Raw genomic sequence first — 24,031 nt, 5'->3', positions numbered from 1 at the left:
AAACCGGGAGAAAAATGGAAAAAATCATTGGACTAAATGCTGTGAGAGAAGCACTTGACAGCGATAAAAACATTGAGAAAATAGAAATTTACAAAGGTACAAATAAAGACAGAATAAGAGATATTCTAAGCAAAGCCAGCAAGAAAAATATAAAAATCTTTTATACAGATAAGCGTCAGGAAAACTCACAGGGGATTACAGCTTTAGTTTCCGAGTATGATTATTATCTTGAATTAAATGAGTTTTTAGAAAAGGTTCTGGCTAAGAAAAATTCAGTTGTTTTGATATTGGATCAGATTCAGGATCCAAGGAATTTTGGTGCAATAATAAGATCAGCAGAATGCTTTGGTGTAGACGGGATAATAATTCAGGACAGAAACAGTGTAACTGTAACAGAAACTGTGGTGAAATCATCCACAGGAGCTATAGAACATGTGGATATTATTAAGGTTACCAATATTTCAGATTCAATGGACAGACTGAAGAAATACGGATACTTTATCTATGGTGCAGAAGCAGACGGAGAAACTGAATATTATAATGAAAAATTTCCTGAAAAATTATGTCTTGTTTTAGGCAGTGAAGGAAAAGGTATGAGAAAAAAAGTAAAGGAACATTGTGATAAAATACTGAATATTCCTATGCATGGCAAAATTAACTCATTAAATGTGTCAGTAGCTAACGGAATACTGCTTTCAGAAATTTCAAAAAATAAATAATACCTGTCCGGGTATTTTTTATTATCTGAAATAGAAAATTCACAGGATATAAGACTTTTTACTGTTTGCTCAGGATAAAAGTAAGGTATTTTTCTTTTGGAGGTATAAAACAAGTAGAAAAAAGGAGTTAGGAATGACAATATTTGAAAACATAAATAAGTCGCTAAGAGAATACATGAATTCATTTTTTAATTGGATATTAATAGCAGGAGTATGCGGAGCTGTGTCATTAGCTTTTACCTTTCTTGCGCTTCCATATATGAAAAAGCTGAATGAACTAAGCCTACTGGAACCGGAAAAAATTTATAACATGAATATACAGGAATTAAATCCTTATTTTATAGCTAGTGTAGCTTTCTTGAGTATATATGCATTAAATATTCTTGTGGCATATATGTTTAATGTGGGAGCTTTTAAATGCGCCCTTGAAAGTACCAGAGGAAGAAAAATAAAAACAAGTGATATATTTTTTGCATTTAAGAAAAAGCCGTGGAAATTTTTGGGTCTATATATATGGAAGTTTATTTTATTGTCTTTATGGTCATGTTTATTCATAATACCGGGGATTATAAAATATTTTTCATATTCGCAGGCTCTGTTCTTAATGATAGAGAACCCTGATTATGGAATAAATGAATCTATTAAAGAAAGCCAAATGTTAATGTCAGGGCATAAGGAGAAATTTTTTATGTTATGGTTTATAAGTATTGCTTTAATGGCGGTTTTAGTAATTATTCCACTTGTGGGAGCAGGACTTTTTACTTTTTTTGCTTTTCCTTTTGCGAATCTTTTATATATGAATTTTTATAATGATATCACTCTTTATAATCAGTATAATGATGATGAATATAAAGATATTGAAATATAAGAGTGTTTCATAACAGAAAAAATTATTTTATTAGATTATAAAGTTATATATTTTTTTAATTAGAGCAGGTGATTAAATGAAAAACAGTTATTTAGAGTTACATTTGGAAAATACTGAAATTAGCAGTGATTATATGGAGCAGGTAAAAGCAGATCTGTGGGAAAATGATGAATACATCTCGTTTAATTTAACAATAGAAGAGATAACAAGAGGAATATGTTATGCCTTCGATTTATATCCGTTTGACGATGAGTCAGAGGATATGGAGGAGTTAAGTGAAGCTTTGGAAGCCAAGGGATTCGAAGTTAACGGCTATGGATGGGAAGATTATTTATGCGAATATATTGAAAAAAATTATCCTGATTTTCTGGATAAAGTCAATACAGACAGCGAGTCTGATACATGTGGTATTTATGTAATGGACAGTCTGGAAGATTATAAAAAATTACTGTGTTATGTATCAGAAGCTGTTAGAGCTTTGTTAGCTTAGTAAAATATAATGCTTTCGAGAAAAAAACAGTGTAGAAAATTTAAAAATTATTTATAATTATAATAGCTTTTAAGTTATCTAAAAAAATAATATGCAATAAAAAATAGGCTGAAAACCTATTTTTTATTTGCTCTCATTAAAAAACTTATCTGCAATTCTCACAGATTCCTGTGCATCTTCGGCATAGAAATCAGCACCAATCATATCGGCATATTCCTGAGTGAGAACAGCACCTCCCACAAATATCTTACATTCTGTATTACTATCACGCAGAGCCTTTATAGTTTCCTCCATACTCTTTACAGTAGTGGTCATAAGAGCGCTAAGTCCTATAAGATGTACATTTTTTTCCTTGGCAGTATTAACGACTTTTTCCACAGGAACATCTTTCCCCAGATCAATAATATTATAACCGTAATTTTCCAAAACAATTTTTACGATATTTTTTCCAATATCATGAATATCGCCTTTTACTGTAGCAAGTATAATATCACCTTTATTTACAAAAACTTTCTTCTCTTTTATCATTTCTTCTTTTAGTATTTCAAAAAAGTATTTTACAGTTTCGGCAGTCTGAATTAACTGGGGAAGAAAAATCTCACCCTTTTCAAACTTTATACCAATAGTGTCCAGTACAGGTATAAGGTAGTTATCTATAATATACATAGGCTGGTGTTCTTTCAGCAGTGAATATATTTTTGTCTTTCCCTCTTCTTTTAATCCTAATCTTATAATATCAGGAAGCTCTAAATCGGTACTTTTGATATTTTCTTTTTCTGTTTTTACATTATTGAAAAAATCAATATATTCGGTACTGTCTTTATCCTGATTTGTGAGAACGTTAAATGCTTTTATTATATGCATCATCTCTTCACTTTGAGGGTTTAGTATAGGTGTAGTCAGACCCGAATGCAGTGCCATAGTAAGAAAAGTTCTGTTAAGCAAGGCTCTGTTCGGAAGCCCGAATGAAACATTGCTGACTCCTAAGACTGTTTTTACACCGAGCTTTTCACGTACCATAGTGATAGCCTTTAATGTTTCTGCTACTTCTTTCTGTTGTGCACTTGCTGTAAGGACAAGGCAGTCAATAAGCAGATTTTCTTTTGGGATACCGTATTTTTCAGCAGTATTTACTATTTTTTCAGCAATTTTGAAACGTTCTTCGGCAGAGGACGGAATTCCGTTTTCATCTAAAGTAAGTCCAACTACACATGCTCCGTATTTCTTGGCTATTTTAAAAATACTGTCCATAATTTCGGCTTTACCGTTAACGGAGTTTATCACAGCCTTGCCGTTATAAACCCGAAGTGCAGCTTCGACAGCTTCCGTATCAGAACTGTCTATCTGAAGGGGAAGGTCTACAATTGATTGAATTTCTTTTACGACATTGATAATGACCGCGGCTTCGTCAATCTCAGGCAGTCCCACATTTACATCAAGGATATCAGCCCCTTTTTCCTTTTGGGTAACAGCTTCTCTTAGTATATATTCCATATTGTTGTTTATTAATGCTTCTTTCAACTTTTTCTTCCCTGTAGGATTAATTCTTTCACCTATAACTTTAACACCCTCATCAAGGTCGATACATTTAGTGGCAGTGGCAATAATGCTTCTTGGTCTTATATCTCTGGAAACCGAACTAAAATTAAGGAGCTTATCATGAATTGATTTTATAAAATGCTCGTCAGTTCCGCAGCATCCGCCGATAATGCTGATACCTTTCCTTGCAAAGTCATCCATAATAGAAGAATATTCATCAGCAGAAAGATCAAAAACAGTATTTCCGTCTATCATTTTTGGAAGTCCTGCATTAGGCTGAACTATAACCGGAGTTTTGGAATATTGCAAAATCTCGTCTACAATAGGTATAAGCTCTTTAGGTCCCAGTGAACAATTCACTCCGAGAGCATCAACACCGAGAGATTCAAGAATAGTGACTGCACCTAATATGCTCGTACCGGTAAGCATTCTTATATCTTCCTGAAATGTAACAGTACATATTACAGGAAGTGATGAATTTTCCTTTGCAGCAAGTATTGCGGCCTTAGCCTCGTAAATATCAACCATAGTTTCTATAATGACAGCATCTGCACCGTATTTTTCACCTAAAATAACCTGTTCTTTGAAAATATCATAAGCTTCTTCAAAAGGGAGGACACCAAGAGGTTCCAGCAGCTGTCCCAAAGGCCCTATATCAAGAGCTACGTATCCGTCAGGATTTGCTTTTTTGGCAGTATGTACTGCGGCTTTTATAATATCTTCCTGTGAATAACTGCTGTGCTCAAGTTTCAGTCTGTTAGCTCCGAAAGTATTCGTAGTTATTATATCTGAGCCTGATTCTACATACAGTCTGTGTATTTCCTCTATTATTTCAGGATTGTCAATATTCAGGTCTTCAGGCATTTTACCAAGTTTCAGTCCTTTTTTTTGAAGCATGGTACCCATCGCCCCGTCAAAAAATAAAATTTCTTTTCCTAATTTCTCTTTAAGTCCCACAGTATGTATTCCCCTTTCTAAAGCTGCAGTTTTCCTTCAGATTACAGGTACTGCATTTATCAGTTTCTTTTTTTGTTTTTTCAGACTGAAAACCTATAACAGCACTGACAGATTTTCTTGGCAGCATGATAAAAGAATCAGTTACGGTAACTCCGATTCTTTTGGGAGCTTCTATAAGATTCAGAAGGTCTTTTTGAACAGAGATATCAAAGTCGCCATAGCCCGGACTATATCTGGTGGTAATAAAAAAGCCGTTTTTTTCAGCTTCTTCTTTTATGAGATTTTCTGCGTTATCGCATAAAGCCTCTATAAGGGTACTGGCACAGGCATCAAGTATAACCGACTTTAATAATTCTATTTTTGAATAGTAATTTATTTTCATTTCTATTTCACTGCCTAGTGTAGCACACAAAACAGCACATTTTTCGGACTTTTCAAGGTGTCTTGCTATATCTTTTCCCGTCAGGGTAAGATTGGTGTTTTGCAGAAGTATTCCGTTATTTTTTTCTATTGAAAAAATATTATATATAAATCTTGGTCTTGCTATCTCTGTTGTTTCTATTATCAGAGAGTCGACAAGGTCGTCAAGATTCTTTTCAAGAGGTTCGTTTTTATGATACAGATATCGCAGAACCTCGTCTTTATCAATTTTTAAATCTGAAATCATGAGAGAACCTCCTTTTTATTTATATTGTACATTCATGGCTTTCCATATAATAATAAAATCATCTCTGCTGATTTCCAGATAATTATATCTAAAATAGTAACCCCAGTGTTTTTTATCCTCTATAAATGATAATTCGGGAATAAGAGACCTTATGTCAACCTCGTTGCATTTATAGAATCTGGCATCTTTTCTAAAAGGAACAAAGCCGTAGCTCATATCATACTGATATTCAAAATCTCCTGTTATTTCTGCAACAGCAGTGAAATATTGGTAAGGCTTTTTATCGTCAATATCTTCTTTTGAGGAGTAGTAAACAAGCCAGTCGCCTTTTTTTATTTTGGCAAGAGGGGCTTTTTTTCCGTGGCAAAGCTGGATAAAACCGCCTTCGACACCCTTCATAACGTTATTTTTGGAAACGACACCTATCCAGAATTTTTTATTTTTCATAATTATCCTTTTTGGGAATGTGGTTCTATTTTATTTATTGTGGTGTTTAGGGGAAATTATAATACCTTATGTTAGCAAGAGGCTAAATCTAAGTATACGTAGGAACAGGTACAAGAATTTCGATAATGCGATTCTATGTAATTTATTGTAGTGTTTAGGGGAAATTCTAGCACCTTATGTTAGTAAGAGTTTAAAATCTAAGTACACGTAGGAACAGGTACAAGAATTTCGACAATGTAATTCTTGGTAATTAATTATTCACGTTAGACGAAATTCTAGTAATTCCTCCCCATCAACCCCACAGTTTTCCTAACCTCACTAACTTTTTTAGAAGCAATATCCCTCGCCTTTTCAGCACCTTTTTTTAGAATCTTTTCCACATAATCCATGTTATTTTCCAGTTCTTCCCTTTTCTCTCTGTACGGAGCAAAATACTCAAGAATTTTATTATAAAGCTCAGTCTTACCATGACCATACCCGTAATTCCCGCCGGTAAAATTATCCTTCATTGCCTGAATCTCTTCTTTAGATGCAAACAGAGAATACAGCTTTGTAATATTATTATCAGGATTCTTCGGCTCCTCAAGCGGAGTAGAGTCTGTAACAATACTCATAACCTGTTTTTTCAATTCTTTTTCAGGAAGAAACATATTAATTATATTTTTATACGATTTACTCATTTTTTCCCCGTCAGTTCCCGGAACTACAGCCAAAGTCTCAAGTATCTTTTCTTCCGGAAGTTTGAATACTTCTTTATTATAATGTTCATTGAATTTTATGGCAATATCTCTCGTCATTTCCAAATGCTGCTTCTGATCTTTTCCCACAGGAACAATGTCAGAATCATAAATCAAAATATCTGCCGCCATAAGTACAGGGTAAGTGAAAAGTCCTGTATTCGGCTTTATTCCCTTGGCAACTTTATCTTTATAAGAATGTCCTCTTTCAAGGAGACCCAGAGGCGTGACATTAGACAGAATCCATGAAAGCTCTGTATGCTCTGGGACATCAGACTGTAAAAATAATGTAGACTTTTCAGGATCAAGACCACATGCCAGATAATCCAAAATCGCACTCATTGTATTGTATTTCAGATTCTCACTGTCAGGGAGCGAAGTAAGTGCGTGAAAATCAGCAAGAAAGTAAAAACCCTCGTATTCGTCCTGTAAATCTATAAATTGCTTAATTGCACCGAAATAATTACCGATATGGAGAATACCGCTTGGTTGTATTCCAGATAAACTTCTCATTATAACCTCCAAAAATTAAATGTTTTCTATAATTATAACATGTTTGTAAGCCTGTTTCAATGAATTTAACCTTTTACATTCCTAAATACAGATTACTTTATTTAAGTAATTTCATTAATTAACTAGAACTTTTTCTAAGATATCCGCAAAAATGAGAAAGTGTTTTGAATGGAGAATTATCAAGTGTTTCAGAAGAAATGACATAAAGGAAAATCTAAAGTTAAATAAGAAAAATAAATAATAAATATGAATTCTTGAAAAAAAGCCTTAAATGAGGTAAACTTATAATAAACTATTAAGTGGTGAAATATGGAAAATAAAGAGAGTATTCTTGATATATATTTCAGGGATTCGGAAGATATTGACAATTATGAACTTCTTGAACGGGAAATAGAGGAAAACTTTATGCCCGGATACAAGAAATATGTATTTCTCGAAGACAGTATATTTGATAATTTTGAACCTGAAAACATAAATATGAAATTAAGCTACGGAATATTTTTGAATGATACCCGGAAACTGGAAAACATACTGGGTAAATTCAAATTCGTCCAGAAATATAATATTACTTACCTTGATGACAGCGCAGAGGATAATGATTATGTGGAATTAAAGATATCCAGACTTAATAATATTCTCGCCCAGAGTGCGGGAATAATATCGGTTCAGAGAGAGCTCGAGGGTTTTCAGAAATATATTGACTATGAAAAACAGGACGAATATAAAGATCTTGTAGAAAAAGTGGGGAAATACAGAGAAAATATAAATAAAGTAATTCTTAATTCAAGAGTGGTAAATCTAAAGGAAGAAGTAAGGAAAATAGAAAAAATAATACGTGATTATGCCAAAATAATAAATAAAGATATAGACTTTAATGTAAGAGGAATGAAAATTAATTTTGACAGATACATTTTTTATAAAATAAAAGACCATATAATAAATGTTTTTGTCAATTCTGTTATATACGGAATAGAGTCTCAGGATGAGCGGCTTCTCTATGAGAAAAATAAAAAAGGACAGCTTGGGCTGACTTTTAAACAGGAATTCGGTGAGATTGTTATTGAAATGCTTGATGACGGTCAGGGAATTGATGATATGGAAATATTTCAGCGCGCAGAAGAAGCAGGAATGGTGGATATTAACAGAAAGTACACAAAAGAAGAGATACTGGCTCTGGTATTTAAGCCTGAAATGTCACTTACGAATAAAAAAGAAGAAAACAAAGAAAGAGATCTGACTTTATCGAATTTTTATAATACAGTGGAGGAACTGGGAGGACATCTGAAAATAGAGAGCAAAAAAACACAGTATACACTCCTTACAGCAAGAATACCGCTGAAATTTATACTTACGGAAACTCTTCTGATAAAGTCCGGAAATATTAATTATGCAGTACCTTTCAGTCTTGTGGAAAAAACAATAAAAACAGACAAGGTAAATTTTTCCCATATTTCGGATTATACATATTATATGTTTGAAAATGAGGAATATCTGGTTTTGCAAATTCCCGAAAAGTTTAAAAAAGAAGATAACGGTAAGTCCGGATACGGGATTATACTAAATGTAAGCGGGGAAAAGTATATATTTCTCGCAGACTACATAGGCGGTCTTGAAGAAGTGGTGCCTCAGAAAATAAATGTGGATAATAAGGATTATAAAGCGTTTTTAGGTGCTTCGATATTGAAAAACGGCGAAATAGCACTTGTACTGGATATGAAAAATGTAAGCAAGAACAGGGATTTTCTTGAAAATTAAATTTTGATGCAAATAAAAATTCAGGATAGGAAGAATTATGGATAGAAAAATTCAGGATTATTGTCAGAAGAACAGACTTCGTGTAGAAGAACTGATAAAAAAGATAGTGAAGATAGATCAGGCAGACGAAGCAGATTTCAAAGAAGACAGGATAATGATCAACAGAATAGAAAACAGCAGTTTTCTTGTAAAAGACAAAAAAGTCTCGGCATTATCCGCATTATTAAGAAAACTCTTTCAGATAATAGAAGATGACAAATACCTTTTTTATGAATATAAATATGATTTGTTAAACTGCCTGACTGATATACTGAGAGCTTTTCAGGCTTTGGAAAAAAATACTTCATCTTTGGAAACTATTCATATAAAAGAGTATATGAAGCTGGATGAACATATTGATTTTTTTGAGGAAGCAATAAATAAACTAAGTGAAAACAAAAGATATTATTATATAAAAATAAAACTGGATAAAACCAGGCCGTTATTTTTTCTCACAAGGAATATATTTCTGGATTTTTTGCGAGAGTATGGAAATCCTTATAATTATACACCGCAGGATCTTTCAAATGAAGAATATGATTACTTTGTACTGGACTTTAAATTAAATAAAGACACAGGAGATTTCGGGGAAATAATAAAGAAATATAGTGATGAAGCAGCAGAGGAAATAAAAGTTCTTAATATAGATGAATATGAAAGTGTGTACAATATAAAATTTTATTATAAAGAAAAGCAGAATGTGATACCGAAAGAGATAACAGAGAATTTCAAAGTGCTGGACGGTGTGTGTTACTATAATCTGGTGGATTGTTATATTCTGGAAGATGATGAAGTAAAAATTTCGGATACATTATTTAATAAAAATTTCGGCGATCTGGAACTTGTCACTTTCAAACGCTTCAGCGAAAAAGAAACAAGGATACTGATATTATTAAATATGAAAAAAGAGAATCTGAATAAGGTAAAAGCAAGAATAAGCGAAATCATATCAGATAAAGAGGTAAAAGATATTCTTTACAGGGGGAAACATGATTTTTACGGTTTGCAGCTTTTGGAATATCTCAAGGAGAATTATAATATAGAATACGGAGGATATTAATTTTGAAAAAAGTAACTTTTAAACTCTTTTTTTATATAGCACTGGTAATTATAATACTGGAACTGGCAATTACTTATCTGAATACCAGAGACAGAAATGAAATATATATAAGGGAGATGCAGGAAAGACTAAAATATAACAGTACTATTCTGGGATCAGAACTGGAACGCAATCTGGGAACAGCCGAAATACTCGCTGATAACTTTGCGGCAGGGCTGAAAAACAGAGAAGATTTTCGTGACAGGGAGCAGATTAAGTCTGATATTGATAAAGAATTACAGAGCTTTATACTTACATCAGGTATAGCAGGGGGATATTATCAGCTTAATACTGACAACGGGGAAGTTTCCGGTTCTTTTTATATTTCACCTGCAGGAAGAGGAACAGCAGGAGCTCTGTCAGAAAATGACATATATGAATTCAGGACTAAGGCTGAAAACAGCCAGTCTTCTTCAGGATGGATAATGCCTGTGTATGTAAAGGATATGAATACTAATGTTGCCTTATATTATATGAATATAGACAGCGGGAATAATGTCAAAGGCGTGCTTGTACTGGCACTGGATTACAGCAGGCTTGAAGAGATACTGAAAGGCGATGAAGCTGACGGGGAATATTATCTTATTAATCCGGGAAATGAAATCTTTATTACAAATAATCAGGATATTAAAATAAATAATATAAAGACTGTGGAAAATAATATGCTTCTTTCAATGATAAAAAATATCCAGTCTTCTGACAGAAAAACAGGACTTGTATCACCTCTCCATACAAAGAGAGAATTTTATTCATTTTATAAACTTGATGATAAGAATATTTTTATTATGAAAAAGAATGCTTCTGTACTTCAAAGTGTTGAATTTTTTGTGGATAATATCTGGATGATACTGGTATTTAACATAGCAGGTGTAGTTTTAATATATTTTATAATAAAAAATGTTTTAGGAAAGCCGGTTTCTATGCTGGACAGAGCATTATACGCCATCAGCAGGAAAGATCTTAAGCCTGTGGAGTTCGGCGAAAATAAGTTTTATCTTCAGGAAAGTTACAACAAAGTGTTGAAAACATATACCGATTTTGTAAATGAGGTAAAAGAAAACTGTTCTGACATAAAAAAATCAAATAATGAGTTATTTGAAAAGACGAGTACGCTTTTGAATAAAAATCTGAATAAAGAATCTGACATACTGAAAATAAATACAGTGCTGCACAGAAATCAGGAAAATTTTGACAAGGTATATAATCTGTTAATGGAAAACCATAAAATGAATACTGCTATTCTGAACGAATTTTCCGACATAAACAGAAATATAAATACGCTCAGGGAGAATTTTGAAAAAGAGAGGGAAAACGGAGATCTTATAGAGAAGCTGGCAAATGAAATAAATAAAATTTCTTTTCAGATAAATGTTTTCGGGCTGAATTCCACTATAGAAATGTACAGCAGTTCCGGGAATAATTCTGTGGAACTGGAAGAAAGCTCAAAAGAAATAAGACATCTGGCAAACAGAATAAAGCTTTTGTCAGAGGAAATAAAAGCAATTTTGAAACAGGAAAAAATAAGTTTTCAGCTGAAAAACAAGTCGCTGAATCTTATAGCTGATTATATATCAGTATTTACGGAAAGATTTACCGGACTTAGAAAAAATCATGAACGTGAAATAGTAAGATATGTGGAAAATAAAGATAATCTGCTTGGTTTTTCTTCAAAGCTTGAAGAAATGAGAAATGAAGTAATAAAAAACAGAGATGTTTATTCCAAAGAGATTTATGAAATAAAAAAACTGGAAGAAAGGCTGAAAACTCTGATTACACTTTCAGAAGAGTATAAGCTTGATTCCGGGGTATATTCAGACGGAAGTGAGGCAGACTAAATATGAGACTAAAAAATAAACTTTTAAGCTGGATATTTTCATTATTTTTTATTCCCCTGCTGATATTTTTTGTATTCTCTGTGTCAGGTATTTATAACAGGTATAAAAATAATTATTCTGATATAAAAGAGGAAAACCTCACAAGACTTCAGGAGAATTATTACGGAAAAATAAGCAGAATAGAGAGTAGTGCCGAAAGATTTATTGAAAGTATAAAAAACGATAACAGTACTGAAACTGTTAATGAGAAGATAAATTTCCTAAAAACTCTGAATAGAGAATATGAACATGTATTCTATATTGATTCTTACAATAATATTGAGATAACAGATAATACCGACAGTAACGAACTGCGAAAGCTTATTTCGGAATCAAAGAGTGAGAATTTTGAGTTTTTTATCTCAAATCCTTATCTTGATAAGGCTTCTAATAAATATATGATTACTTTTGTAAAGAAGATAAAAATTAATAATTTTGAAGAAAAAATACTGGGAATTACGATATTGCAGGATTCACTCCCAAAGACTGCCGGCGGGAGAGCAGACAGCAGATATTATCTAATAAAAGAAAGCGGGGAAATACTGGCGACTAACAGTCCGCTGAGCGGGAATTCTTTTTACAGCTTTTATCACATTCAGAATAATAATATTTTAGATGAGGTGGAAGGAAGTTTTACAGCAAGATCAAACGGACAGAATATAGAATTTATGTATAAAAAACTGGAAATGGATAAATTATATGTTATTATGGAAGATTCAAAACTGTCATTCTATAAAAATCTGTATTCAGATATATTTTTATCGCTAATATTGTGCATGATAGTTTCAATTCTTGCTTTTACGGTTATTTTCTTCTTCTTTTATAAATCTGTTCTCAGTCTGATATATAAAATCAGACAGGGACTGAACAGAGTGATAAGTCTTGATAAAGAATCAGAGCTTATAGGAGAGTATGATGAGCCTGAGGATATAAAAAGAAAATTTGAAAATTTTTCTGATAAAATACATAACAAAGTAAGAATAACAGATGAAAATATAAGCGGAATACTTGAAAAAACATATGAACTTAACAAAAATCAAGCTTTGAACTATAAAGTTCTGGGTGAAGAACAAAGTAAAATGCTCCAGATAAAAGAGGAAGTCAGAAAAATAATAGGACTTTCCGAAACGAATTCAGAGGAACTGGAAAAACTCATAAAAGAATGCGAACATATTGTTAAGGAAAATAAAAATATTACCCTTATGACGGAAAGTCTGAGAAGAAGTTTTCATAAACTAAGTGACAGCAGTGTAAATATAGAAGAAATGATAGATAATATAAATATGATTTCCGACAGGACTAATCTTTTGTCGCTTAACGCAAGAAAAGAAGCAGAAAGAGTGTCTGAATACGGAGAAAGCTATCAGGTAATAGCAGAAGAAATAAGAAATCTGTCTGTTCTGATTCTGGATATATCAAATAAGGCAAGGGAAATAAGCCATAATGTAATCGAAAGAATAGCCAAGAGCAATCAGGTAATGGATTTGACAATAACAAAGATAAATAAGCTTCAGGACGAAATCAAAAGAATTGATAAAAATATAAAATTTCTTTATGAAAACGTAAATCTGGAAAATATAGAGGAAAATGAGCTGAATAAAACTTTCAGCGAATTGGAACAGATGGTGGCAGGAACTAAAGAAAAGCTTACCAATAATATTAATCTGATAAATGATTTGAATACACTTTTTAGAGAGATAGAAAAAATAAACAACTCTCTGGAAAAGAGGGGATAATGAAGCCGGCAAAAAAATATCTTGTATTTGAAATCGGGAAAGAATTATACGGAATAGAATTGAAATACGTATTGAAAATAAAGAATAACGCTAAGTTTTATGAACTTCCCGCTTTGGAAAAAAATTATCCCGGTGTAATACACTTTGATAACAGATTTATTCCTGTAGCGGAATACGGCGGCGGAAAACCTGAGGATGGTGAGGCAGAGGCGGCACTTATACTAAGGTACAGGGTAAGCGAGTTTTCAATATTTGTAAAAAATGTCCTTGATATTTATGAATTTGAAAATGGTGAAACAACGGAAGATTTTTACATAGATGAAAGAGTGGTAAAATTAATTAACTTAGAAGAATTTATAGGAGGATAGCGTTTATGGATTATTATGTAGGGATTGATCTAGGCGGGACAAATACAAAAATAGGGGTAGTGGATAAAGAGGGGAATAAGATATTTACTACAACAATAAAAACAGAATCAATAGACGGATATGAAATATCCCTGAACAGAATAGCAGATATTCTGAAAGAAAATCTGAAAGAATACGAAATACCGTTGGAAAATGTAGGCGGAGTAGGGATAGGAGTTCCGGGGCCTGTAGTACAGACACAAATAGTGAAGTTCTTTGCTAATTTTCCATGGCCTGAAAATCTGAATCTGGCAGAAGAATTCGAAAAGAGAATAGGCTTGAAAGTGAGAGCTGATAATGATGTAAATGTAATAACTCTCGGGGAAATGTGGAAAGGTGCAGGAAAAGGACATAGTAATGTACTTGGAATAGCAATAGGAACAGGTATAGGCGGAGGAATAATAGTAAACGGACAGCTTGTTTCGGGTAAAACAGGTACAGGAGGGGAAATAGGACATACAAAATTAGTGAAAGACGGGAAGCTCTGCGGATGCGGGCAGAAAGGATGCTGGGAAGCATATGCGTCAGCTACGGGGCTTATAAGAGAGGCTCAGGGAAGATTGATAGTAAATAAAAAAAATCAGCTGTATGAGATGACAAAAGGAAGAGAACTGGAAGCTAAAGATGTCTTTGATGCAGCTAAAGCCGGAGATGAGTTTTCTGTTGATATAGTAGACTACGAAGCAGAGTATCTGGCAATGGGAATAGGAAATCTTTTGAATACACTTGATCCTGAAATAGTTGTTTTAGGCGGAGGAGTGAGTCTGGCAGGAGATTTTTTAATAGACAGGGTAAAGGAAAATCTAAAAAAATATGCACTTCCTTCAGCACTGGAAGGTCTGAAAATAGTACAGGCAGAGCTGGGGAATGATGCGGGAATACTTGGTGCTGCATATTTAGCTATGATGTAAATGAAAATTGGAAGGTGTTCATGAAAATAGAAAATCTTATAAGAGATAAGTATAAAAATCTGAATGAAACAGAAAAAGAGATACTCAGATATATTATTTCAAATTCAAATAAAATAAGAGGATTGAGAATAAAAGATCTTGCTGATGCTGTTTTCTGCAGTCCCAATACAATAGTGAGAATGTCTAAGAAAATGGGATTTACGGGTTTTTCGGAAATGAAACATGTGATCTTTGAGGAACTGGAGAAGAATTTTTCTCATGTACCTATTTCTGAGGACGGTCTTTATAAAGATCTGGTAAAGACAAAAGAGCTGATAAATTCAGAATTGCTTGATTATCTTGCAGCTTTGATAGTGGGAAAAAAGAATATCAGTATTTTTGGTCTGGGACCTTCAAGGCTTTCAGCGGATATTTTTTCAATGCGGCTGACATTTCTGGGGATAGCGGCAATAAGTTTTATTGATCAGCATGCCATGCTTTTTTATGCAAATAAAATAAAAGAAAGTGATATATGTCTTTTTATTTCTTTTTCAGGTGAGCAGAAAGGGATACTTGGTCCCGCTGTAATAGCAAAAGGCAGAAAAGGCGTGATAATCTCGCTTACAGGACTTTCTGATAATGAATTATCAAGGTTAGCAGATCATTCGATGTTTTTTAAGACTACGCCTATGTATTATGACGGTGCTGACATTACAAGCAGAGTTCCCGCAGATATGGTGCTGGACTATCTTTTCAGCAAAATGGTTCTCATTATGAAAGATGAAGACAGGCTTACAAGCGAAGATCCGGAATTTATAACATATTAATAAAGAAAGACCGGGATTAAAATAGAAATCTAAACCAGAATAATAATATTCATGTTTAGGTGTGAAATCTATTTTGATTCTGGTCTTTTTTATATGGAGGATTTTTTTGGATTGTAAGGTTACTTTTTGTGTCTCTTTGCGGTATATTTTTTTGGCAGATCAAAAAATATGAAAAAAAATAATATTTTAATAACTGAAAACAGAGGGATTCAACATAATATTTCAAAAAAAATCGAAAATATTCCATATATCGATGAACATCGATTTTTTTATATGATAGTATGTAAATATAAAGAAGCAGGAGGGATAATATGATAAAAGATAAACAAAAAAAATTAGCAGATAAATTTCAAAGTCTGCATACCGGCAAAGATATGTTTTTGCTGCCTAATATATGGGATGCAGGAAGTGCTTATATTTTCGAGAAACAGGGGTTTGGCGCAGTTGCCACAACCAGTGCGGGAATAGCTTATTCTCTCGGTTATTCCGACGGAGAGAAAATCAGCTTTGGAGATTTGCTTTTCATTATAAAAAGTATAACACGCAGAGTAAATATACCTTTATCCGTGGATTTTGAAAGAGGATATGGTGAAACACTGCAAGAATTTAAGGAATTCAGCAGAATTTTACTGGAAAACGGAGTTGTCGGGCTGAATATAGAAGATGGGCGACCTGACGGCACTTTGGATAGTATTGAAATAATGAAAAATAAAATAGAGATATTGCTTGAATTGAAGAAAGAGCTGAATTTGAATTTTGTTATTAATGCAAGAACCTGTGCTTACTGGCTGAAAATCGGAGAGGAAAAAGAGAGATTCCAGACAGCCGCAGAGCGTGGAAATATATTTAAAAAATCAGGTGCTGATTCTGTATTTATTCCTGGAGTAGAGAATGAAAAAGAGGCAGAACAGCTGGTAAAAAACATAGATGCACCGCTGAATTTTCTTATAAATTCGGGATTATATGATTTTGATACATACAGAAAAACCGGAGCCAGACGCATAACACTAGGATCAGGAACTGTAAGATATATTATGGATCATTTGATTAATATCGCTTTGGATATCAAAAATGGTGATGTTTCAAAGCTGATAAACAACACATTTACATATATGAAAGCAAATCAATATTTTTATGGAGCCGGTGATGATCAGAAAAAAGATGAAGATTTATATAAATAATATTCTGCGTTATATGTTGTTTTTGGTAAAACTGCTTATGCTAACTGCCTTAATCCTGTTATATATTTTAGCTGCCGGCTTCTGTTCAGGGAATATTTTCTGAAAATCCTTTTGAAAATGCGGGGAAGGACAGTCAGGTTTGACAGCAGACCGGGAATTTTGTATATTATTATTAACGGAGGTCGACAATGAATATTAAAATAAATGAAGTAGCCGGAATACTGGCGGATAAATCATGTTCAAGCATGCTTATGCTTCTTATGGACGGAAAATTTCATACTGTAATCGAACTGGCAAAAACAGCTAATATAAAAAATCATACAGCGACATATCATATAAAAAAATTTATTAATCTGGAGTGGCTGGAAATATATATTCAGGGACGTAATCATTATTACAGGCTTAGCAACAAGTCAGTAGCGGAACTTATAGAGCAGTGGCTGCCAATATCACAGTTTCAGACTGCACGCTCGCTGAACACCAATATTGAAAATAAAATATTATTCAACGGACGTTTTTGCTATGATCACCTTGCCGGGAAGCTGGGTGTGGAGATTACAAAATGGTATGTAAAAAATGAGTTTTTCAAAATCAGTGAATCAGAAATTGAAATAACAGATAAGGGAATAAACTTTTTTGAGAAATTCGGGATTGAAATAGATAATCTGAGAAAACTAAAGCGTCATTTCTGTAAAGTATGTATGGACTGGAGCGAGCGGGAATATCACATAGCTGGGAGTATAGGAAAGGCTACAGCAGAATTTTTGCTTAATAATAAGTGGGTAGAAAGATATGGGAAAAGCAGGGGAGTACGGCTGACTGAACTTGGTGAGGAGCAGATAATCAAGCTTTGGAACGGCGGAGAAATAATTGAAAATTATAAAAGTAAAATGATAATATAATGTATCTGAGAAAGTCCGGGTTTTATATCCGGCTTTTTTAGTTGGACGCTTATGATGAAAATAATCAGTTTTTAAAAGAGAATTCGGCATTTTTAAGGGAAAAAGAGATGATAAAAATAAATGTGTGTTAGATTTTTTCAGAGAGCTGAGTCGCTTTATTTACAAAGTAAAACAACTTTTTTTGTGAATATATACACGAAATGTGAAAATATTTTAAAATGTTTAGAATTGTTGAAAAAATTGCCATTTGAAGATTCTGGGATTATAATTAAAATATCAAAAGATGGAGGTGCTTTATTTTGAAAGGTTTTTTGCAAAGATTAGGAAAGTCGCTTATGATGCCTATATCAATTATAGCAGCAGCAGGAATATTTCTGGGAATAGCCGCTGCATTGCAGAATCCCAATATAGTGGGAGAAGGATTTATAAATCTTGAATTCGTTCAGAATATAATAGGATTTATAAGAAAACTTGCAGGGGTGTTATTTGGTAATCTGCCTTTACTGTTTGCCATAGCACTGGCAATAGGAATGGTGGATGATGAGAAGCCGACAGCTGCCTTTGCAGGAGCAATAGGATTTTTGGTGTTTCATGTTACAATAAATTATATTTTGGGACTGGAAGGAATATCAGCAGATACCACAGCTGTAAAATATCTGGTGGAAAATAATAAAATGGATCCGATACAGGCCAGTTTTGTGAATGCACAATATGAAACGGTACTTGGAATTTTTACTTACAGGATGAATGTTTTCGGGGGAGTAGTGTCAGGTCTCACAGTGGCAGCCCTTCATAACAGATTCTATAAAATAAAACTTCCTGATGCGATTAATTTTTTTGGAGGAAGAAGATTTGTACCGATAATTACAACAGTATGTGTGCCAATAGTAGGTCTTATATTTTATTTTATATGGCCGGTAATAGGAAATATCATATATCAGGTAGGGGGAGTTATAGAAAAAAGCGGAGCTTTCGGCACATTTATATTTGGTTTTATAGAAAGACTGCTCATTCCTACAGGGCTTCATCATATATTGAATCAGACGGTAAGATTCACAGCAGTGGGTGGAAGTGCAGTGATAGACGGAGAACAGGTAGTAGGAGCACTGAATATTTTCAATGCGTCACTTGCAAGTAAAGCTCCAGTCTCTGCCGATATAGTAAGAATGTCCACAAGATTTCTGGCTCAGGGAAAAATACCGGTAATGATGTTCGGACTTATAGGAGCTGCGTATGCAATGTATAAGACAGCCGATGAAAAGGAAAAAGGAAGAATAAAGGCTCTGATGATAGCAGGAGCTTCGGCATCATTTGTCACAGGAATAACTGAACCTCTGGAATTTGCCTTTATATTTGTTTCACCGGTATTATTTGTATTTCATGCAGTAATGACAGGTCTATCGTTTTTTTTAATGCAGATTTTGGGAGTAATGATAGGAAATGTTCAGGGCGGAGTAATAGACCTTGCAGTATTCGGTATTCTGAAAGGAACAGAAACACACTGGTATTTTGCAGTAATAGTAGGGATAATTTACTTTTTTGCATATTATTTTTTCTTCAAATTTATAATTTTATCAAGAAATATAGAAACTCCGGGACGTGAAAAAGAAGAAACAGAAGGAGCTGCTGTGAAACTGTCGGGAGATATGGAAGAAACAGCTGAAAATATAATAAAAGCAGTAGGCGGAAGCGGGAATATAAGAGTGATTGACAACTGTTTTACAAGGCTGAGACTGACTCTGGAAGATACTTCCATAGTTGATGATGCAGCATTAAAAGCTACAGGCGCAGCAGGCATAGTAAAACCTGATAAAAATAATATACAGATTATATATGGTCCAAAAGTAGAGCAGATAGCCAATTCGGTAAAAAGTATAAAGAAAACAAAAAACTAATACTCAGGAGGATAATAACATGTTTAAAGAAGCATACAATATAGTAATAGTGGGCGGCGGGTCTACGTGGACACCGGGAATATTAAAGGCTCTTACTAAGCATAAGGACAGAATGCCTTTAAAAAAAGTTACATTATATGATATTGACAAAGAAAGACAGGAAATAATAGGAGAATTCGGAATAATTTTATTTAAGGAAGAGTACCCCGAAGTGGAATTTTCATATACGACAGATAAAAAAACTGCTTACAGCGATGTTGATTTTGTTTTTTGCCAGATGCGTACAGGCGGATACCCGATGCGTGAGAAAGATGAGCATATTCCGCTGAGTATGGGAGTAATAGGACAGGAAACATGCGGGCCGGGAGGTTTTGCGTATGGAATAAGATCTATAAAAGATATGGTAGAAATGGTAAAAGATGTAAGGGAACACAGTCCCGAAGCATGGATACTTAACTATACCAACCCTGCCGCAATAGTGGCATATGCACTAAAAAAAGTATTTCCTCATGATGAAAAAATAATAAATATATGTGACCAGCCTGTGAATCTTATGAGATCTTACGGAAGACTTCTCAGAAAAAGCTATGAAAACTGGGAACCTGTGTATTTCGGTCTGAATCATTTCGGATGGTTTAAGAATATTTATGATGAAAATGGAAATGATATAGTCCCGGAAATTAAGAAAATTACAGAGGAAAAAGGTTTTTTGCCGGCAGATGCAGAACAGAGAGACCAGTCATGGCTTGATACCTATGCTATGGTGGAAGATATGTTAAAGGATTTTCCTGATTACCTTCCAAATACGTACTTACAGTATTATCTATATCCGGAATATAAGCTGAAAAAGCTTGATCCGAATTTTACAAGGGCAAATGAGGTAATGAACGGAAGAGAAAAACGTGTTTTTGCAGAATGCAGAAGAATAGCGGAAAACGGTACTGCAAAGGATTCAAGCGTGGTTCACAATGATGCTCACGGGGATATGATAATAGAAGTAGCTGAATCAATAGCACATAACAGACATAAGTATTTTATAGTAATGGTTGAAAATAACGGGTTAATAGAAAATCTTCCAGATGATGCCATGGTAGAAGTTACGGCAACACTGGGAATAAATGGACCTAGACCTTATGGGGTAGGAAAGATAGAAACTTTTTATAAAGGATTAATAGAAAATCAGTATGCATATGAGAGACTTACTGTAGAAGCATGCCTTGAAGGATCTTATACCAAAGCACTTCAGGCACTTACACTGAACAGAACAGTAGTAGATGCCAAAAAAGCAAGAAAGGTGCTGGATGCATTAATAGAAGCTAACAAAGGCTATTGGCCTGAGCTGTCATAATAATTAAATAAAATCGTAAAAAAATACACATATTTTTAAAATTATGTGTATTTTTTCTATTTTGTTTCAAAATTATGAAAAAATTGTCAATTTACAATACCGGGGTTATACTTTTATAGAAGAAAATATGGAGGTGTTTATTTTGAAAGGATTTTTACAAAAATTCGGGAAATCGTTGTTAATGCCGATTTCTACACTGGCAGCAGCCGGTTTGATACTGGGGCTCGCGGCAATGCTGCAAAATCCGAGTATAGTGGGGGAGAGCTTTTCCAAGCTTGAGGCAGTACAAAATATAATAGGATATATAAGAAAGCTTGCAGGATTTATTTTCGGAAGTCTTCCTGTGTTTTTTGCAATATCTGTAACAGCAGGTATGACAAAAGAAGAGAAAGTAACAGCTGTATATTCATCAGTGCTGGGATTTTTCATTTTTCATCTGACATTAAACTATATGCTTGGATTAAAAGGAATAAATGCCGATACTACTTCTGTAAAGTATCTTACAGAGCAGGGTATGACTTCTGTACAGGCGAGTCTTGAAAATGCAAGATATGAAACTGTATTTGGTTTTCTAACATACAGGATGAATGTGTTCGCTGGAGTAATAATAGGGCTTGTGGTAGCCGAACTGCATAACAGGTTTCATAAAATCGAACTTCCGAGTATGTTTAATTTTTTCGGGGGGAAAAGATTTGTACCTATTATAACAATAGTGGCAGTACCGTTTGTAGCTTTGATTTCATATTATGTATGGCCGTATTTTGATTTTATTATATCGTTATTTGGTAAGTCAATAGAAGTAACAGGTATATTCGGACCTTTTATTTACGGATTTCTGAACAGACTGCTTATACCTACAGGGCTGCACCATATATTAAACCAGCTTGTAAGATTCACGAATATAGGAGGAAGCACAACAATAAACGGAGAAGTGGTTACAGGAGCTTTAAATATATATAATGCAACTCTGGTAAATAATTCTCCTGTGGATGTGGTAAGGCTGGGAACAAGATTTGTAGGTCAGGGACATATGATAATTGCTATGTTTGGTCTTCCGGCAGCAGCTCTGGCTATTATAAAAACCTCATTTCCTGAAAATAAAAAGTATATAAAATCATTGATGCTAGCAGCAATAGCAGCTTCATTTGTAACAGGAATAACTGAGCCTATAGAGTTTTCATTTATATTTATTTCACCGGTCTTATTCTTATTCCATGCCGTAATGACAGGTCTGGCTTATATGATAATGGCTGTTTTGGGAGTAGCAGTGGGGAACATACAGGCCGGTATAATTGATTTCTTTATTTTTGGTGTATTCAGAGGTATGGATACGAGATGGTTTCTTGTAATTATTGTGGGGATAATTTACGGGTTTGTTTATTATAAAGTATTTGTGTTTTTTATAATGAAATTTAATGTAAATACTCCGGGACGTGAAAATCTTAATGATGAAGAAGAAAGTGAAGGAAAAGAGATAGCTGTGGAAGATACGGAATTGTCTGAAACGATTATAAGAGGGCTTGGGGGAACAGAAAATATAGCAGATGTGGAAAATTGCTTTACCAGATTAAGGGTACAGGTTTTAGATCCTGAAAAAATTAATGAAACAGTCATAAAGAGTACAAGACCTTCAGGAATAGTAAGACCGGAAAAAAATTACATCCACATTATTTACGGGCTGAAAGTGGAAAGTATTACTAAAAATTTAAAAGAATACATAAAAAGCCAAAAGGAGGCAAAAAATTGAAAAGCTATAATGTAACAATCGTCGGAGGAGGGTCAACATGGACACCGGGGCTGTTAAAAGCTCTTGTAAGCTACAAAGACAAATTCAGACTAAAAAAGCTGGTGTTATTTGATATAAATGAAGAAAGACAAAATGTAATAGGAGGATTCGCCAAGGTTTTATTCAGGGAATACTATCCTGAAACAGAAGTCGTAATTACAACAGATAAAGAAACTGCTTATCAGGATGTAGATTATGTTTTTTGTCAGATGCGTACAGGCGGATATGAAATGCGTGAAAAAGATGAAAAAATTCCGCTGAATAACGGGGTGATAGGTCAGGAGACATGCGGTGCAGGCGGTTTTGCCTACGGGATAAGATCAATAAGAGATATGATAGAAATGGTAGAGGATATAAGAAGATATAAACCTGATGCGTGGATTTTGAATTACACAAATCCGGCGGCAATAGTAGCTTATGCTCTGCAAAAAAGATTTCCTGATGATAAAAAAATACTGAATATATGCGATCAGCCGATAAATCTTCTTTATTCATATGCCAAAATACTTGGCGTAAAATATGAAGACCTTGAACCGTATTATTTTGGGCTGAACCATTTTGGATGGTTTAAGAATATTTATGATAAAGGCGGGAAAGACCTTCTTCCTGAATTAAAAAAGATAATTACTGAAAAAGGATTTTTGCCTGCTGATGCAGAACAGAGGGACAAATCATGGCTGGATACATACTCGCTTGTTCAGGATATGCTTGTAGATTTTACGGAATTTCTGCCGAATACTTATCTTCAGTACTATATCTACCCTCAGTATAAACTGACTCATTTAAATAAAGACTACACAAGGGCAAATGAAGTAATGAACGGGAGAGAGAAAAATGTTTTTGCAGAGTGCCGAAGAGTCATGGAAACAGGGACAGCCAAAGGTGCAGATGTGGTGAAAAATGATGCTCATGGTGAAATGATAGTAGCTATAGCCGATTCAATAGCAAATAATCTGAAAAAATATTATATAGTAATTGTGGAAAATAACGGAATTATACCGAATCTTCCTGATGACGCAATGGTGGAAGTGACATCTCTACTGGGGATAAACGGGCCTGAGCCGTTTCATGTAGGAGAAATAGGGACTTTTTATAAGGGTTTGATAGAGAATCAATATGCCTATGAAAGACTTACTGTAGAAGCATATTTCGAGGGTTCCTATGAAAAGGCACTACAGGCCCTTACTTTGAACAGAACAATAACAGATGCAAAAAAAGCCAGAAAAGTTCTTGATGAACTGATTGAGGCTAATAAAAATTACTGGCCTGCGCTGAAATAGACCAGTTATAAAATGTCAAGGAAAAAAAGAAGAATTTTTAAATAAAAAAATGAGTATCACAAAATAGACAGCAAA

Annotated in this window: 20 protein-coding genes; 16 read left to right on the top strand and 4 right to left on the bottom strand. The window is 34.0% G+C overall.

The window, feature by feature from the left end:
• The first annotated feature begins 14 nt into the window (after positions 1-14).
• The 3 genes from rlmB (at position 15) to NK213_RS01655 (ending at position 2,077) form a co-directional block, all read left to right on the top strand.
• A complete protein-coding gene (gene rlmB, locus NK213_RS01665; RefSeq protein WP_253346204.1) occupies positions 15-719 on the top strand; it encodes a 23S rRNA (guanosine(2251)-2'-O)-methyltransferase RlmB in 705 nt (234 codons plus the stop codon).
• 133 nt (positions 720-852) lie between these two features.
• Positions 853-1,587 carry a DUF975 family protein gene (locus tag NK213_RS01660; protein ID WP_253346203.1) on the top strand — a complete coding sequence of 245 codons (735 nt, stop codon included), beginning with the start codon at positions 853-855 and terminating at the stop codon, positions 1,585-1,587.
• Between the two features lie 76 nt (positions 1,588-1,663).
• A complete protein-coding gene (locus tag NK213_RS01655) occupies positions 1,664-2,077 on the top strand; it encodes an Imm51 family immunity protein (protein WP_253346202.1) in 414 nt (137 codons plus the stop codon).
• A gap of 123 nt (positions 2,078-2,200) precedes the next feature.
• On the opposite strand, the gene NK213_RS01650 is transcribed toward NK213_RS01655, so the two are convergent.
• From NK213_RS01650 to trpS, 4 genes are all read right to left on the bottom strand, one after another.
• Positions 2,201-4,573, bottom strand: coding sequence for a homocysteine S-methyltransferase family protein (locus tag NK213_RS01650; protein WP_253346201.1), 2,373 nt, complete (start codon positions 4,571-4,573; stop codon positions 2,201-2,203).
• Positions 4,563-5,240 carry a vitamin B12 dependent-methionine synthase activation domain-containing protein gene (locus tag NK213_RS01645; protein ID WP_253346200.1) on the bottom strand — a complete coding sequence of 226 codons (678 nt, stop codon included), beginning with the start codon at positions 5,238-5,240 and terminating at the stop codon, positions 4,563-4,565. The genes NK213_RS01650 and NK213_RS01645 overlap by 11 nt, the downstream gene beginning before the upstream one ends.
• A gap of 15 nt (positions 5,241-5,255) precedes the next feature.
• On the bottom strand, positions 5,256-5,687 hold the full coding sequence (locus tag NK213_RS01640) for an EVE domain-containing protein (protein WP_253346199.1): 432 nt from the start codon (positions 5,685-5,687) through the stop codon (positions 5,256-5,258).
• 275 nt (positions 5,688-5,962) lie between these two features.
• Positions 5,963-6,940 carry a tryptophan--tRNA ligase gene (gene trpS, locus NK213_RS01635; protein WP_253346294.1) on the bottom strand — a complete coding sequence of 326 codons (978 nt, stop codon included), beginning with the start codon at positions 6,938-6,940 and terminating at the stop codon, positions 5,963-5,965.
• A gap of 306 nt (positions 6,941-7,246) precedes the next feature.
• On the opposite strand from trpS, the gene NK213_RS01630 reads away from it, so the two are divergent.
• The 13 genes from NK213_RS01630 (at position 7,247) to NK213_RS01570 (ending at position 23,956) form a co-directional block, all read left to right on the top strand.
• Positions 7,247-8,692: a chemotaxis protein CheW gene (locus NK213_RS01630; protein WP_253346198.1), complete on the top strand. Its 1,446-nt coding sequence runs from the start codon at positions 7,247-7,249 to the stop codon at positions 8,690-8,692.
• 37 nt (positions 8,693-8,729) lie between these two features.
• Positions 8,730-9,791: a hypothetical protein gene (locus NK213_RS01625; protein WP_253346197.1), complete on the top strand. Its 1,062-nt coding sequence runs from the start codon at positions 8,730-8,732 to the stop codon at positions 9,789-9,791.
• 2 nt (positions 9,792-9,793) lie between these two features.
• Positions 9,794-11,665 carry a methyl-accepting chemotaxis protein gene (locus tag NK213_RS01620; protein WP_253346196.1) on the top strand — a complete coding sequence of 624 codons (1,872 nt, stop codon included), beginning with the start codon at positions 9,794-9,796 and terminating at the stop codon, positions 11,663-11,665.
• Positions 11,666-11,667: 2 nt separating this feature from the next.
• Positions 11,668-13,440 carry a methyl-accepting chemotaxis protein gene (locus NK213_RS01615; RefSeq protein ID WP_253346195.1) on the top strand — a complete coding sequence of 591 codons (1,773 nt, stop codon included), beginning with the start codon at positions 11,668-11,670 and terminating at the stop codon, positions 13,438-13,440.
• Positions 13,440-13,808, top strand: a complete 369-nt coding sequence (locus NK213_RS01610) for a chemotaxis protein CheW (RefSeq protein ID WP_253346194.1) — start codon at positions 13,440-13,442, stop codon at positions 13,806-13,808. The genes NK213_RS01615 and NK213_RS01610 overlap by 1 nt, the downstream gene beginning before the upstream one ends.
• Positions 13,809-13,813: 5 nt before the next feature.
• Positions 13,814-14,758: an ROK family protein gene (locus NK213_RS01605; RefSeq protein WP_253346193.1), complete on the top strand. Its 945-nt coding sequence runs from the start codon at positions 13,814-13,816 to the stop codon at positions 14,756-14,758.
• Positions 14,759-14,778: 20 nt separating this feature from the next.
• Positions 14,779-15,564 (top strand): MurR/RpiR family transcriptional regulator, encoded by a 786-nt coding sequence (locus NK213_RS01600; RefSeq protein ID WP_253346192.1) that lies wholly within the window; start codon positions 14,779-14,781, stop codon positions 15,562-15,564.
• A gap of 311 nt (positions 15,565-15,875) precedes the next feature.
• Positions 15,876-16,745, top strand: coding sequence for an isocitrate lyase/phosphoenolpyruvate mutase family protein (locus NK213_RS01595; RefSeq protein WP_253346191.1), 870 nt, complete (start codon positions 15,876-15,878; stop codon positions 16,743-16,745).
• Between the two features lie 188 nt (positions 16,746-16,933).
• Positions 16,934-17,647, top strand: coding sequence for a helix-turn-helix transcriptional regulator (locus NK213_RS01590; protein WP_253346190.1), 714 nt, complete (start codon positions 16,934-16,936; stop codon positions 17,645-17,647).
• A 299-nt stretch (positions 17,648-17,946) separates the two neighbouring features.
• Positions 17,947-19,542 (top strand): PTS transporter subunit EIIC, encoded by a 1,596-nt coding sequence (locus tag NK213_RS01585; protein ID WP_253346189.1) that lies wholly within the window; start codon positions 17,947-17,949, stop codon positions 19,540-19,542.
• 19 nt (positions 19,543-19,561) lie between these two features.
• Positions 19,562-20,890 carry a 6-phospho-alpha-glucosidase gene (locus NK213_RS01580; protein ID WP_253346188.1) on the top strand — a complete coding sequence of 443 codons (1,329 nt, stop codon included), beginning with the start codon at positions 19,562-19,564 and terminating at the stop codon, positions 20,888-20,890.
• Between the two features lie 142 nt (positions 20,891-21,032).
• On the top strand, positions 21,033-22,637 hold the full coding sequence (locus tag NK213_RS01575; protein ID WP_253346187.1) for a PTS transporter subunit EIIC: 1,605 nt from the start codon (positions 21,033-21,035) through the stop codon (positions 22,635-22,637).
• Positions 22,634-23,956, top strand: a complete 1,323-nt coding sequence (locus NK213_RS01570) for a 6-phospho-alpha-glucosidase (RefSeq protein WP_253346186.1) — start codon at positions 22,634-22,636, stop codon at positions 23,954-23,956. Before NK213_RS01575 ends, NK213_RS01570 begins: the two co-directional genes overlap by 4 nt.
• The last annotated feature ends 75 nt before the right edge of the window (positions 23,957-24,031 follow it).

The organism is Sebaldella sp. S0638 (genome assembly GCF_024158605.1).
Lineage (GTDB): Bacteria > Fusobacteriota > Fusobacteriia > Fusobacteriales > Leptotrichiaceae > Sebaldella.
Note: the sequence above shows the minus strand (reverse complement) of the source record. Positions and strands in the feature narration are given on the sequence as shown.

What these genes read in the sequence shown, in the direction of transcription:
- rlmB (WP_253346204.1), top strand. Translation starts at nt 15, where the DNA reads ATGGAAAAAATCATTGGACTAAATGCTGTGAGAGAAGCACTTGACAGC.
- NK213_RS01660 (WP_253346203.1), top strand. Translation starts at nt 853, where the DNA reads ATGACAATATTTGAAAACATAAATAAGTCGCTAAGAGAATACATGAAT.
- NK213_RS01655 (WP_253346202.1), top strand. Translation starts at nt 1,664, where the DNA reads ATGAAAAACAGTTATTTAGAGTTACATTTGGAAAATACTGAAATTAGC.
- NK213_RS01645 (WP_253346200.1), bottom strand. Translation starts at nt 5,240, where the DNA reads ATGATTTCAGATTTAAAAATTGATAAAGACGAGGTTCTGCGATATCTG.
- NK213_RS01640 (WP_253346199.1), bottom strand. Translation starts at nt 5,687, where the DNA reads ATGAAAAATAAAAAATTCTGGATAGGTGTCGTTTCCAAAAATAACGTT.
- NK213_RS01630 (WP_253346198.1), top strand. Translation starts at nt 7,247, where the DNA reads ATGGAAAATAAAGAGAGTATTCTTGATATATATTTCAGGGATTCGGAA.
- NK213_RS01625 (WP_253346197.1), top strand. Translation starts at nt 8,730, where the DNA reads ATGGATAGAAAAATTCAGGATTATTGTCAGAAGAACAGACTTCGTGTA.
- NK213_RS01615 (WP_253346195.1), top strand. Translation starts at nt 11,668, where the DNA reads ATGAGACTAAAAAATAAACTTTTAAGCTGGATATTTTCATTATTTTTT.
- NK213_RS01610 (WP_253346194.1), top strand. Translation starts at nt 13,440, where the DNA reads ATGAAGCCGGCAAAAAAATATCTTGTATTTGAAATCGGGAAAGAATTA.
- NK213_RS01605 (WP_253346193.1), top strand. Translation starts at nt 13,814, where the DNA reads ATGGATTATTATGTAGGGATTGATCTAGGCGGGACAAATACAAAAATA.
- NK213_RS01600 (WP_253346192.1), top strand. Translation starts at nt 14,779, where the DNA reads ATGAAAATAGAAAATCTTATAAGAGATAAGTATAAAAATCTGAATGAA.
- NK213_RS01595 (WP_253346191.1), top strand. Translation starts at nt 15,876, where the DNA reads ATGATAAAAGATAAACAAAAAAAATTAGCAGATAAATTTCAAAGTCTG.
- NK213_RS01590 (WP_253346190.1), top strand. Translation starts at nt 16,934, where the DNA reads ATGAATATTAAAATAAATGAAGTAGCCGGAATACTGGCGGATAAATCA.
- NK213_RS01580 (WP_253346188.1), top strand. Translation starts at nt 19,562, where the DNA reads ATGTTTAAAGAAGCATACAATATAGTAATAGTGGGCGGCGGGTCTACG.